The sequence below is a fragment of the Flavobacterium sp. genome (assembly GCF_044341185.1).
Taxonomy (GTDB): Bacteria; Bacteroidota; Bacteroidia; order Flavobacteriales; family Flavobacteriaceae; genus Flavobacterium.
In genome coordinates this window covers 1-12,852 of record NZ_JBIISE010000042.1, presented here as the reverse complement: position 1 = coordinate 12,852, position 12,852 = coordinate 1, and the positions used below count along the sequence as shown (strand labels likewise).

The following is a 12,852-nucleotide window of genomic DNA, read 5'->3' as shown; positions in this document are numbered from 1 at the left end:
TAACAAAACTACATTTAATAGTTTTTGAAGATTTTTTAAATCGTACAATCTAATATTAGTATCGGTACGCATAGGTTCAAGTAAATTGTACCTTTTTTCCCAAATACGAATAGTATGTGCTTTAATACCTGAAAGATTTTCCAAGTCTTTAATACTGAATGTAGATTTTATATTGTTCATTTTTTATCTAAAAAGTTTAAACAAAAATACATAAAAAATAGAAACAATTGCAATAAAAAGAAAAAAATCTTGCAAAGGCAAGATTTTAAAGTGACCACAATGGGATTCGAACCCATACGCCTTGCAGCACCACCCCCTCAAGATGGCGAGTCTACCAATTTCTCCACATGGCCAATAATAAAAAAAGAAGCTAAGCGGTTGCTTAACTTCTTTTTGTGACCCCGCTGGGATTCGAACCCAGGACCCCTACATTAAAAGTGTAATGCTCTACCAGCTGAGCTACAGAGTCGTAGCAATGAAGTAATAATTTTGTATATTTTGAAATATTTTTGTGACCCCGCTGGGATTCGAACCCAGGACCCCTACATTAAAAGTGTAATGCTCTACCAGCTGAGCTACAGAGTCTAAAAAACTATTTCTTCATTGCGGGTGCAAATATATGATGATTTATTTATTTCACAATAGCTTTTATATAATAATTTAATATTTTTTTATATTTTATTTATAACCCCTTAATTAAGAAGAGTTTGATGTCTTTTTGGTTTAATTTTTAATAAAAAATTCATTAAATTATTATACTTTTATAGCCTAAAATTTCAAATTTAATATGAAAACAATTCTTGTTGGCTATATGGCTTCTGGAAAAACTACTATTGGAAAATTACTTTCAGAGTCGTTAGAATTGCCTTTTTATGATTTAGATTCTATTATTGAACAAGAATTTAAAACAACAATTAATGAAATTTTTGTTCAAAAAGGCGAACTTTTTTTTAGAAAAAAAGAAAGAGAAATTTTGGAATCATTTTTAGCTACTACAGATAGTTATATTTTGGCTTTAGGTGGAGGTACACCTTGTTATTATGATAATTTTAATTTGTATCAGAATCAGGAAATAAGGAGTTTTTATTTGAAAGCATCCGTTTCTTCTTTATTAGAACGTTTGAAAATACAAAAAAATACGCGACCAATAGTAGCTAATTTAAATGATGAAGCGCTAAATGAATTTGTAGCAAAACATTTATTTGAACGTAATTATTTTTACAACCAAGTCCAAACAATAATTACTGTTGATAATAAAAACGAACAGGAAATTGTTTCAGAAATTCTTTCTAAATTAGCTTAAATACACATAAGAATTTTGTTCTTCGAAAACTACTTGTACGTGTTCCTGTAATGAAGTAGATAAAGACAATCCTTTAAAATCGGCTTTTACAGGGTATTTTTTATGATTTCTATCAATTAAAACGGCAGTTTTAAATTTATTCAAGGGAACGTTTAGGAAATGTTTAATGGCGTAAATTAAGGTCGCACCAGAATTTAATACATCATCTACTAAAACTAAGTTTTTATTAGCATAAGCTTCTTCTGATAATGATGTAGTAATAGTATCAGAAGGGTTTTGTTTGTTTATATTTACTTCACAAATAGTAATTTTAATGTCACTTATTGTTTCTAATTGTTTGGCAATTTTTTGTGCAAAAACAAATCCACTATTTGAAATTCCAGCAATAACTAATTCAGAATCGTTAGCAAATGTTTCGTATACTTGATACGCAATACGTTTTGTTTTATGTTCTATTTCTTTGTGAGATAAAATAATGTGTTGCATGGTTTATTTTTTTTCAAATGTAAAAAACAATTCTTTATTTGCACGAGGTTTTATAGAATTATATGCAAGTTCTAACGTTTTTATCGAAAACGTATTAGAAAATAAATTTACATATTCTTCTACACTTCCTCCAAAAGGCGGTCCTTCTTCGTTTAATGGAAAATTAAATAATAATCCAGAAATTTTTCCTTTTTCAGATAATAGATTATGCATTTTTGAAACATATTTTGGTCTTAAATTGGGCTGTAAGGCACAAAAGAAGGTTTGTTCAAGTATTAAATCATACTTGTCATTATGAATAAAAAAATCATCGTGAATTACATGTTTTTCTAATGATTTATTCCTTTTTATAATAGCGTCTAATGGATGTTTTGCGTAATCAATTACGAAGACATTTTGGAATCCATTTTCAATTAAATAATCCAATTCATATGCATTTCCTGCGCCAGGAATTAAAATACGACTATTTTTATCTTTTAATTGGTCAATATATGCTTTTAATGGAGTTGAAATTTCTCCAATATCCCAATTTGTAGTTGCGGATTCGTATCTGTTTTCCCAATATTCTTTATTTAATATCATAATTTATTCAATGTAGTCGTCGATATCTCTTCTGTCTTTTTTTGTAGGTCTACCTTCTCCTTTAGCTCTGTAATGTTCTTTCGCAAGTTTTATTATTTCTAGATGTTCAAAGGATTCAGGTGGCGTTTCATCTTTTCTATATAAATCTACAATTTTTGCTGCGACTCTACTTGGTGGAATATCTAAAACTTTTATTATGTAGTTTATTTGGTCTCTTCTAAGCGTAATTTTGTCTAAAGGAAACACATCTCTAGATGCTTTTGCTTTTACATTATTTACAGAAACATGTCCTTTTTTTATGGCTTCTGCAGCTAAACCTCTTGTTTTAAAGTATCTGATGCACCATAAATATTTATCAATTCGCATAAAAATCAAAAATGAATGTTAATATTTGTACAAAAATAAATGAAAATCGTATCTTGCGACCACTTTTTTAAATTAAATTTTTACAAAATGAAATTATCTTTAAGATTATTACTTTTATTACCTTTTATATTTGTTATGGTAGGATGTCCTGCAGATGATGAAGCCACAACCATTCAATCAAGACCTTATTTGGAAGTATATAATGAGGATATTGCTGAAATTGAAGATTTTATGGAGTCTCACTACATTACTGTTGATGCTAGCTATAACGTTTCTTTCACTAAAATTACACCTACAACACCTGGAACCCCAATATTTGATGCGTTAGATACTTCTACAAGTCAAAATAATCCTGCAAAACCATTAAAATTTAAAACGATTTCAAAAGAAGGCGTAAATCATAAATTATATTACTTAAAACTTAATGAAGGTGCGGGCGCTAATCCTACAAGATTAGATTCTGTTTTCACTTCTTATAAAGGATATAAAACAGATTTGACTAGTTTTGATTCAGCTTCAAGTCCTACTTGGTTTCAATTACAAGATGTAATTCAAGGTTGGCAAGAAGTTTTTCCAGAATTCAAATCTTCTAATGGACAAAATATTAATCCTGACGGAACTGTTACTTTTAATAATTTTGGAGCTGGTGTAATGTTTGTTCCTTCTGGATTAGCTTATTATAGTCAAAATGCAGGAACTATTGGTTCCTACACGCCAATTATTTTTACTTTTAAATTAATGAATGTTCGATACAAAGATCATGACGGTGATAAAATTTTATCTAAAGATGAATATGGCGGACCAGCAACAGGCACAGCTTTAGATACTGATGGCGATGGAAAACCCGATTATGCTGATTTTGATGATGATAATGACGGAAAACTAACTAAAAACGAACTTTTTGATGTTCTTCCTGCTATTCAAAAAATAAATGGATATTACAATTTTAATGATATTCCAGACTGTAATGGTATTCGACCTGCTATTACAAAAAGAAAACACTTAAGTAATTCTTGTCAATAATATTTAAATCCTGCTAAATGCAGGATTTTTTATTTGTATTACTAATTTGAAACTTTATCTTTGTTAAAAATAGTGTTATGACAAATTTACAATCAATTATAGAAAGCGCATGGAGTAACCGTGAGCTATTACAAGTTGAAACTACTCAAAACGCCATAAGAGAAGTGGTAGAATTATTAGATACTGGTTCACTTCGTGTGGCAGAACCAATAGCTTCGGGTTGGCAAGTAAACGAATGGGTAAAAAAAGCAGTTGTTATGTATTTTCCCATACAGAAAATGGAAACATTGGAAGCGGGTATTTTTGAATATCACGATAAAATTCCGTTAAAGCGAAATTATGCCGAACGAGGTATTCGCGTTGTGCCAAATGCTGTAGCGCGTCATGGTGCATATATTTCATCAGGTGTAATTTTAATGCCTTCTTATGTAAATATAGGCGCTTACGTTGATGAAGGCACTATGGTTGACACTTGGGCAACAGTAGGAAGTTGTGCTCAAATTGGAAAGCATGTGCATTTGAGTGGAGGAGTAGGTATTGGTGGCGTTTTAGAACCTTTACAAGCAGCACCTGTAATTATTGAAGATGGTGCATTTATTGGTTCTCGTTGTATCGTAGTAGAAGGCGTTAGAGTGGAAAAAGAAGCTGTTTTAGGAGCGAATGTTTGTTTAACTGCTTCTACTAAAATTATCGATGTTACAGGTTCTGAACCAATTGAATATAAAGGAGTTGTACCTGCAAGATCTGTCGTAATTCCTGGAACGTATACGAAGAAATTTCCTGCTGGAGATTTTCAAGTGCCTTGTGCTTTAATTATCGGACAAAGAAAAGCTTCTACAGATTTAAAAACGTCTTTAAATGATGCTTTACGCGAATATAACGTAGCGGTATAATGAAAATTTTAGTAATTCAGAAAAAAAGAATTGGAGATGTACTTACAAGTACTATAATTTTGGAAGCACTTAAAGAGCGTTTTCCAAATGCTGAATTACATTATTTAATTTACGAAAACAGCTATGCCGTTGTAAAAAACAATATATTTATTGATAAAATAGTTGTTCTTGATGAAAAATCAAGAAAACGAAAGTTGGCTTTTCTTACTTTTTTATTCAAAATAAGAAAAGAAAATTACGACATAGTTATTGATGCTTATGGAAAACCAAATAGTGTGATACTAGCTTGGTTTTCTGGAGCAAAAAGTACAATTTCATTTGAAAAAAGTTATTCAAAATTACTTCTATCTGATGTTGTTAACAGAAATGTTACTACAGTATCAAACGCATCCAAAGCTATTGAGCACAGAATGGCTCTATTAAAACCATTAGGAATTGATTTTAAATTAATCGCTCCAAAAATATTTTTATCTGAAGAGGAAATCAGTATAGGTAAAAAAAAACTAATAAATGCTAAAATTGATATTTCTAAAAATATACTAATGATTAGCGCTTTGGGTAGCCAGGATATTAAAAATTATCCATTGCAATATATGGCGGAAGTTTTAGATTACATTGTGGCTCAAAAAGAAGTGCAAATTTTGTTTAATTACTTACCATGGCAAAAAAATCAGGCAATTGAAATATATAATTTATGTAATGAAACTACTAAAAAAAATATTTTTATTGATTTTTTTCAAGATGATTTACGGGAATTTTTATCAATTTTATACCATTGTAAAGCACTAATTGGCAATGAAGGTGGGGCTGCAAATATGGCAAAGGCATTACAAATACCTACTTTTAGTATATATTCTCCAGGTATAAAAAAAACAGATTGGAATGTGTTTGAAAACGCCAACACAAATATTTCTGTTCATTATGATGATTATTCACATGATTTACCTAACGAAGGTGATTTATTTGAGAAATACAATAAATTTAAACCCAATTACTTTTACAATAAGTTACATGAATTTTTAAATTTTAATTGTAGTTAGATGAATATCGGATTTGAAGCAAAACGCGTTTTTCATAATAAAACGGGATTGGGTAATTATAGTCGAGATTTAATTCGGATTTTAAGTAATTATTTTCCAGACAACAACTATTTTTTGTACAATCCTAAAAAGTATAAAAAAACGCTTTTTGTGTCAAATAATACGAATGTATTCGAGAGAAATCCTATTTCTAAATTCAATCAAAAATTTAAAAATTATTGGCGACAAAATTCAGTAGTTAAAGATTTGGTAAAGGATGAAATTATTTTATATCATGGACTTTCAGGTGAATTGCCTTCAGGTTTATCTAAAAAAGGTATAAAATCTATTGTTACCATTCACGATTTAATTTTTGTTAGATATCCTAAATTGTATTCTTTTTTCGATAGAAAAATTCATTTTTATAAGTTTAAAAAAGCAGCTACTAATGCCGATTTAATTATTGCTATTAGTGAACAAACCAAAGAAGATATCATTACATATTTAAATATTAATCCGGGTAAAATAACAGTAGTTTATCAAGGTTGTCAAGATGTTTTTAAACAAGATTATTCCGAATTAAATAAGCAACTTGTTTCAAAAAAATATAATTTACCTAAAAATTTTGTTTTAAACGTTGGAACAATTGAAGAAAGAAAAAATGCGTTAACCATAGTAAAAGCAATTAAAAATTTAGATATCGATTTAGTTTTGATTGGAAAGCAAACAGATTATGCAGATAAAATTCATCAATATATTATTGAAAATAAATTAGAAAAAAGAGTTCATTTCTTGAAAGGGTTAACAAGTACAGACTTAGCAATTATTTATCAATTAGCGACAGTTTTTGTTTATCCATCACTTTTTGAAGGGTTTGGTATTCCTATCATAGAAGCATTATATTCAAAAACACCAGTGATTACTACAAAAAACGGTGTATTTCCAGAAGCAGCTGGGCCTAATTCTTTATATATTGAACCATTTGATGTGAATGATTTAACAGACAAAATTACACTTGTCATACAAGATTCTTCACTTGCTTCAAAAATGAAAGAGGAGGGATGGCAATTTGTACAACAATTTAATGATGAAGAAATTGCAAGAAATATTATGAATTGTTATCAGAAAGTTCTTTCAACTTAGCATATTTAAGATAATTGCTAAATGCGGCAAACATACTCCAGGTATATCCTTGATACCCATTAAGGAAATTGCGTTGAAAAATATAATATCTTATAAAATCAAATGGGAATTTGATAATTATTTTTAGAGCATTACTTTTTTTCTTTTTTTCGTGAAGTAATTCTCCACTTAACAAAGCATATTTAATTTGTTTTTGTATTGCGGTATTTATGTCAAATACTGTGTAATGCAGCATTTCTTGTTGTAGCTTTCCAATTGTACCATTTATTTCAATCGTTTCATGCACTTTGTTTGGAGTAAATTTTCCGAAATTTTTATCAAATAATCTTAAAATTGGTCGTTTACTTTCAGAGCCGTTTTTAAAAACTTTGTTTAAAAAAACATGTGTTCTTGGAATAGTATAGGCTTTTATATTTTCTTGATGATTTATGTTGTGTATTTCTGAAATTAAGGCATCTGACAATACTTCATCCGCATCTAATGATAAAACCCAATTGTGCGTTGTTTGTTCTAATGCAAATTGTTTTTGTAATCCAAAATTTTCAAATTTATTTGAAATTACTTTCGCTCCAAACGATTCGCATATGGAAACTGTAGCATCTGTGCTACCGGAATCTACAACAATAATTTCATCAAATGTTTGCAATTTTTCTAAACATTTTGAAATGATATGTGCTTCGTTATATGTTATAATAAATATTGAAATTTTATGTTTCATTGTTCAAATATTTAGATAAACCATTTTGTATTGCAATCACTTTATTTTGTTTGTTAAATTGTCTTATGTTGTTGTTGTTTAACCAATTTTCTTTTGTGGCATAATTTCTATCATGGTTTAAATGTAAACAGATGGCACTATATCTAATTTGTATGCTTCTAATGTTGTTGTGAAAAAGACGTTCTCCAATTTCTCTATCTAATCCGCCATATTTCATGTCTTCGTTAAATCCGTTAACTGCTATTAAATCTTCTTTAAAACAAGAAGTATTGTGTCCGTTAAATGTTTTTTTTGTTGTTGTTATCCAATTCATAAAATAGGCAAAAAAACTATTCTTTGTTAACTTTATTAATTTAAAATTCCATTTTAAACCATTTTCTAATAGCCATTTAGATTGAAAACAACTTTGATTTTTAATATCAATTTCGGAGATTGAATTAGAAACAAAGTCATTTAATTTAAAATAACCACCAGATAAAAAACATCCTTTTTTCTTATTTTTTATGTGGGTTGCTACAAAATCGTAACGCGGAATACAATCTCCATCTGAAAATAATATGTATTCGCAAGACGCTTTAATTATGGCTTTATTTAAGATTTTTGTTTTTTGAAAACCTTCGTCTTTTTGCCATACATGAATAATTGGGTTTTGAAATTTAGTTTGAAATTTCTCAATTATATTTTTTGTTTCGGTTGTAGAACCGTCATCGGCAATAATCAATTCAAAATTGGTATAAGATTGCATAGTATAACCCCATAAAACTTTTTCTAACCAAGTTTCAGAATTATAAGTAGTAAGTATTATCGAAATTGCACTCAAAAAAAATTATTTTAAATTTTTTAGAATTAAAAATTCTTTGAAAGTACCAAATATATATTTTTTTTCTTTCATTGCTTGTATAAAACTACTTAATCTTTCCGTCATGACATCACCGGTATTTTTACTAACATATTTTGGAAAATTATACGCAGTTTTATTATCTAACGGAGTAAATTCCCATGGATGAAAATAGATATTTAAATACCCATCTTTTTTATATGTCCATTTTGCTAAGAATTTATAAATACGCAAAGGTAAATTATGAAATGATAGCCAAAATAAAGGAAATCGAACTAAAGGACTTACAGATGCTGGTATTTGCCAAACATTGTGTAATTTAAAATAGGTTCTGGGTTTATCTAAATGATTGTATCTTCCTGGTAATAATGTTGGATTTATAGAGGAATTATATAAATACCCTGCGCTTTCGATTTCTCGCTCATCTACAGGATACATTCTTGGCATTCTAAACCCAACAACTTCAGAATTTGAAAGTGCTTCTAAAGCATCTTTGGATTGTTTTAAATGAGCTACTTCAAAATTACTATGATAGTAGGTGTGTGATGCTAATTCATGCCCTTCATTACAAATTCTTTTAATTAAATGAGGTACTCTTTCAGCAAAAACAACTGTTGAAAAAAACGTAGCTTTAATTTGATGTTTTTGTAAAATATTTAATATGATTTCAGTTCCTTTTTCTGAAACGGCTATTTGATTTTCAATTGAAATATCTCTACCATACTCAAAAGGCATGTCAAACTCTTCTATGTCAAAACTTAATAAAATCATTTGTAATTAGTACTACTAATTAAATAATTTGGTCTTCCTTTAGATTGCATAAATAATTTACCAATATACACGCCGATTATGCCTAATACAACCAAATTTAAACCTCCAAAGAAAACAACTGTTGTAATTACAGAAGCCCACCCCGATATTACATGTCCATAATATATACTATACAAAACATATGAAATATAAAAAATAAATGCCATTACAGATAAACTGATACCTAAAATAATAGCCATTGAAAGTGGTTTTGTACTAAAAGAAGTAATGCCTTGAACCGCAAAACGCATCATTTTTCCTAAGGTGTATTTGCTTTTTCCAGAATATCTTTCGTTTGGCTCATAATGAATGGCATATTGCTTGAAACCTACCCAATTGATTATACCTCTGATAAATAATTCATTTTCTGTGAAATCAGAAAATACTTGCGCTACTTTTTTATCTATTAATCTGAAATCTGCTGTTCCAGGTTCAAATTTTATGTCTGAAAGCTTATTCATCATGCCGTAAAATAAATTGGAAGTTTTATTTTTTACGAAACCTAATTTTTTATCTTCTTCTCTAATGGTGTAGACTACTTCAAATCCTTCTTCCCATTTTTCAATTAGTTTTGGAATAATTTTCGGAGGGTGTTGCATGTCGCCATCCATAGAAATAATTGCGTCAACGTCATTTTTTACTAAATCTATCCCTGCTTTAAGAGCATTTTGATGTCCGAAATTTCTAGATAATTCCAAATAATAAATATGTTGATATTCTTTTGATTTTTCTTTCAAAATAGCAACGGTTTCATCGCTTGATCCATCATCAACAAAAATAAATTTAATATTGTAATTTATATTTATAATGGTTTCGTTTAACGCTTGTATTAAAACATCAATATTTGTGGCTTCGTTATATGAAGGGATTACTATGGCAATAGATTTATTCATGAGCAATAGATGAAATTTTTTCTTTTTTTAATGTTAGCAACTCGTAAATAATTTGAAACCAAATTAAGACACAAGGTAACGCTTTTAAAGCATATGGTTTTACATACGTTTCTCTAATAAACTTCGGTATGATGTCTGAAGGTGAAAAACTAGTTAAAACCATAGCAAATATAAACAAAAACCATATCCATTTTGTTTTTTCTTTTTGAATAACAAACCAAATTGCTACACCAGCAAATGCAATAATATAAGTTGGACTTTCTGAGCCCGAACTAAAAATAACAGTAAAAATTAAAACGGATGCTAATAATAATAATTGAAATTTTTTGTTCGAAAACATATTAAATCTTAAATAAGGCAATCCAAACAGCAATAATCCAGGAATTAAAAATAGCATGTTTGAAAGATGAGGCATATTTAATGTTTTTCTTACCATTCCCATTATTGAAATGTCTTGCATAGAAGTTAAGGAAGCGTTTTCATTGTTTTTCTCAACCAATCTAGCAAACCATTCGGAATAACTATTTAATATAAATTCTGGAGATGAAATTGCCATTGGAAGTACAAAAAACACAATAGACCAAAACACCAATGATGCGATAAATTTTAGTTTTTGTTTAGAAAAGAAGAAAAAAGCCAATCCAACTATTCCGTATAATTTTATGAAAGTCCCTAAAATAATTAGGCAAGCAGCCCAAAAATCTTTCTCTTTTTCAATAAACACATAAGACAAAATAATGATACTTGTCAAAATTGGGTTAAATTGTTGTCCTAAAATTGCGGTTAAAAATTCGTGAGCACAAATCCATAAAATTAGGTTGATTTTAGAACTTTCAATATTAATTTGACTAATAGAATAAAATAATACTATGGCATTAAATACACACCATAAAACAATACCAACACTATCTGGCAAAAGGGCAAAAGGTGCAATAAACAAACTAAAAATAGGCCCGTAATGGTTGTGATCAAAGTATAAATTTGGATACGTTGCGTATAATGATTTTTGTTCTAAAGTATTATAAAAAACATTTTTAAAAATAAGGTAATTGTTGTTATTGCCTATTAAGTATTGCTTTATTGCAGAAATTGCAGCTAATAAAACCCAAATAGCTAGTATTATTTTTTTATTATTTAAAAGCTTTGCAATCATAACCCTATCCTTTTTTTGAAATTACTTTTTTTTAGTGTTTTATTAAAAAAAGCATCGGTGTATTTCCACATTAATTGAAAAACCTCTTCTTTTTGTTTGCCATAAAGTTTTGCATATTCGTAGCTTATGACTTGAATCATATATTCTGAAGGCGTTAATCGGCATAGGTTTTTCATTCTTAAATTGAAATTCATTTCTTTATGAAATGACATTCGATTTAAATCTACAAGAAAAAAATCAAAAGTTCCAGATTCATTTTTTTTAATTAAAGTATTTCCAGGAGAATGATCTTTAAATTCAATACCTGATTCGTGTAATTGAAAGCAAAAATGCGCTAATTGCTTTAAAATTTCATCAGTATCGGGATTGTCTACGCCAAATAAATCTTTAAATACATAATCTGGTGTAATGTGTTCGCAAACATAATAACTATCTAAAAGACGGAAAAGGTTTTTGTTTTCATAAAATCCAATTGGATTAGGAGTTCCTATGTTTTTTTGTTTTAATATCGAAGCAAACTCATATGACCTTCGGGCTTTTGATTTCCTAAAATATCTATAAATAATTCCATTAATAAATATTGGAATTTTAAATGATTTAATATTTAAAACAATAGTATTATAATTAAATGTTTTAATTACATTCCTTTTTCCTGCAACTAATAAATCGCCTTCGGTTCCAAAATTTTTGATAATGTTTACTATCGATTTATCCATAGGTTGTATTTGATTTACAAATGTAATTGAAATCTTTCTAAAAAAACAATATCTTTGTTTTTTAAAAATGTAAATATGTTGCATAAAATTGCTGTAATTAGTTTTGATCATTGGAATTATGATGCCCATATTGTTTCTGCTTTACGAAAGAAAGGAATAGAAAGTTTTCATATAAAAATTGGTGATTTTAAGTACAAAAGTACCTGGGAACGAATTCTAAACACATTAAGTAAAGTCTTTTTAGGTAAAAACCCTAAACTGAAAAAGCGTCAAGAATACATACTACATCAACTTCAGGAAAAGGGTTTTCAAAATCAAATTTTAGTTATCAATCCAGAATTAATTGATTTAGAATATCATTTAGCAATTAAAAAATATACTGATAAATATATTGCTTATTTGTATGATAGTGTTTCAAGATGTCCGGTAGAGCATCTTTTAGATGGTGTATTTGATGAAATATTTTCATTTGACAAAAAAGATGTTTTCACATATGGATTTTCAGATACTACAAATTATATCTATTTTGATACTCCTGAAAAAGAGGCTCTACAAAAACAAAATTTTGTATATATAGGTTCAATAGACAATAGGCTAAAAATTTTGAATGATTTTGGCGAACAAATAAAAAAGCATCAACAATCTTTTCTTTTTTATGCCATCGGAAAAAAAGCATTTATCTATAAACTGAAACAATTATTTTTAGGAAAAAATAAGAATATTATCTTTAAAAAGAAACGTTTTACTCAAACTGAAACATTAAACATTTATGCTGAAAGTGAAATTATTGTAGATTTAGTTCGAGATAATCAATTGGGTTTAAGTTTTAGAATTTTTGAAGCTTTGGGTTTGCAAAAAAATCTAATTACTAATAATAAATCTATAACTACTTACGATATTTATAATTCT

The 12,852-nt window shown here is 28.4% G+C and carries 16 protein-coding genes and 3 tRNA genes; 6 read left to right on the top strand and 13 right to left on the bottom strand.

What is annotated here, in order from left to right; all coding sequences use genetic code 11:
* The 4 genes from ACIQZ1_RS08685 to ACIQZ1_RS08670 form a co-directional block, all read right to left on the bottom strand.
* The coding region (locus tag ACIQZ1_RS08685; RefSeq protein ID WP_396160575.1) for a MerR family transcriptional regulator at positions 1–180 on the bottom strand (180 nt) is incomplete at its 3' end.
* Between the two features lie 91 nt (positions 181–271).
* Positions 272–353: transfer RNA gene (locus ACIQZ1_RS08680), tRNA-Leu, on the bottom strand.
* A 43-nt stretch (positions 354–396) separates the two neighbouring features.
* Positions 397–469, bottom strand: a tRNA-Lys gene (locus ACIQZ1_RS08675).
* A gap of 43 nt (positions 470–512) precedes the next feature.
* Positions 513–585 (bottom strand) — tRNA-Lys (locus ACIQZ1_RS08670).
* Positions 586–787: 202 nt separating this feature from the next.
* Here ACIQZ1_RS08670 and ACIQZ1_RS08665 point away from each other — a divergent pair.
* The gene (locus ACIQZ1_RS08665; RefSeq protein WP_396160574.1) at positions 788–1,303 is read left to right on the top strand and encodes a shikimate kinase; all 516 of its coding nucleotides are present in this window, start codon (positions 788–790) and stop codon (positions 1,301–1,303) included.
* On the opposite strand, the gene ACIQZ1_RS08660 is transcribed toward ACIQZ1_RS08665, so the two are convergent.
* From ACIQZ1_RS08660 to ACIQZ1_RS08650, 3 genes are read right to left on the bottom strand one after another with little or no spacing between them, the layout of a single operon-like run.
* Entirely contained in the window at positions 1,295–1,789 is a 495-nt protein-coding gene (locus ACIQZ1_RS08660; protein ID WP_396160573.1) for a phosphoribosyltransferase family protein, read from the bottom strand. The two genes, ACIQZ1_RS08665 and ACIQZ1_RS08660, sit on opposite strands and share 9 nt — an antisense overlap.
* Positions 1,790–1,792: 3 nt before the next feature.
* Positions 1,793–2,371 (bottom strand): SAM-dependent methyltransferase, encoded by a 579-nt coding sequence (locus ACIQZ1_RS08655; protein WP_396160572.1) that lies wholly within the window; start codon positions 2,369–2,371, stop codon positions 1,793–1,795.
* A 3-nt stretch (positions 2,372–2,374) separates the two neighbouring features.
* Positions 2,375–2,737, bottom strand: a complete 363-nt coding sequence (locus ACIQZ1_RS08650; RefSeq protein WP_396160571.1) for an RNA-binding S4 domain-containing protein — start codon at positions 2,735–2,737, stop codon at positions 2,375–2,377.
* Between the two features lie 87 nt (positions 2,738–2,824).
* Here ACIQZ1_RS08650 and ACIQZ1_RS08645 point away from each other — a divergent pair, with 87 nt between their 5' ends.
* From ACIQZ1_RS08645 to ACIQZ1_RS08630, 4 genes are all read left to right on the top strand, one after another.
* Positions 2,825–3,760 carry an FKBP-type peptidyl-prolyl cis-trans isomerase gene (locus ACIQZ1_RS08645; protein WP_396160570.1) on the top strand — a complete coding sequence of 312 codons (936 nt, stop codon included), beginning with the start codon at positions 2,825–2,827 and terminating at the stop codon, positions 3,758–3,760.
* Between the two features lie 77 nt (positions 3,761–3,837).
* Positions 3,838–4,653, top strand: a complete 816-nt coding sequence (locus ACIQZ1_RS08640) for a 2,3,4,5-tetrahydropyridine-2,6-dicarboxylate N-succinyltransferase (RefSeq protein ID WP_396160569.1) — start codon at positions 3,838–3,840, stop codon at positions 4,651–4,653.
* Complete coding sequence (locus ACIQZ1_RS08635) at positions 4,653–5,693, top strand: glycosyltransferase family 9 protein (RefSeq protein ID WP_396160568.1); 1,041 nt, start codon at positions 4,653–4,655, stop codon at positions 5,691–5,693. The genes ACIQZ1_RS08640 and ACIQZ1_RS08635 overlap by 1 nt, the downstream gene beginning before the upstream one ends.
* The gene (locus tag ACIQZ1_RS08630) at positions 5,694–6,815 is read left to right on the top strand and encodes a glycosyltransferase family 4 protein (RefSeq protein ID WP_396160567.1); all 1,122 of its coding nucleotides are present in this window, start codon (positions 5,694–5,696) and stop codon (positions 6,813–6,815) included.
* Here the strand turns inward: ACIQZ1_RS08630 and ACIQZ1_RS08625 are convergent.
* The 6 genes from ACIQZ1_RS08625 to ACIQZ1_RS08600 are packed head-to-tail and all read right to left on the bottom strand — an operon-like array spanning position 6,781 to position 11,943.
* Positions 6,781–7,533 (bottom strand): glycosyltransferase family 2 protein, encoded by a 753-nt coding sequence (locus tag ACIQZ1_RS08625; RefSeq protein WP_396160566.1) that lies wholly within the window; start codon positions 7,531–7,533, stop codon positions 6,781–6,783. The genes ACIQZ1_RS08630 and ACIQZ1_RS08625 overlap by 35 nt on opposite strands.
* Positions 7,523–8,353 (bottom strand): glycosyltransferase family 2 protein, encoded by an 831-nt coding sequence (locus tag ACIQZ1_RS08620; RefSeq protein WP_396160565.1) that lies wholly within the window; start codon positions 8,351–8,353, stop codon positions 7,523–7,525. The genes ACIQZ1_RS08625 and ACIQZ1_RS08620 overlap by 11 nt, the downstream gene beginning before the upstream one ends.
* 6 nt (positions 8,354–8,359) lie before the next feature.
* Positions 8,360–9,142, bottom strand: coding sequence for a polysaccharide deacetylase family protein (locus ACIQZ1_RS08615; RefSeq protein WP_396160564.1), 783 nt, complete (start codon positions 9,140–9,142; stop codon positions 8,360–8,362).
* A complete protein-coding gene (locus ACIQZ1_RS08610; RefSeq protein ID WP_396160563.1) occupies positions 9,139–10,074 on the bottom strand; it encodes a glycosyltransferase family 2 protein in 936 nt (311 codons plus the stop codon). The genes ACIQZ1_RS08615 and ACIQZ1_RS08610 overlap by 4 nt, the downstream gene beginning before the upstream one ends.
* Entirely contained in the window at positions 10,067–11,227 is a 1,161-nt protein-coding gene (locus ACIQZ1_RS08605; protein ID WP_396160562.1) for a glycosyltransferase family 87 protein, read from the bottom strand. The genes ACIQZ1_RS08610 and ACIQZ1_RS08605 overlap by 8 nt, the downstream gene beginning before the upstream one ends.
* A complete protein-coding gene (locus ACIQZ1_RS08600) occupies positions 11,224–11,943 on the bottom strand; it encodes a lipopolysaccharide kinase InaA family protein (protein ID WP_396160561.1) in 720 nt (239 codons plus the stop codon). The genes ACIQZ1_RS08605 and ACIQZ1_RS08600 overlap by 4 nt, the downstream gene beginning before the upstream one ends.
* 75 nt (positions 11,944–12,018) lie before the next feature.
* Here ACIQZ1_RS08600 and ACIQZ1_RS08595 point away from each other — a divergent pair.
* Positions 12,019–12,852 (top strand): hypothetical protein (locus ACIQZ1_RS08595; protein ID WP_396160560.1); only part of this gene is annotated, 834 nt, incomplete at its 3' end.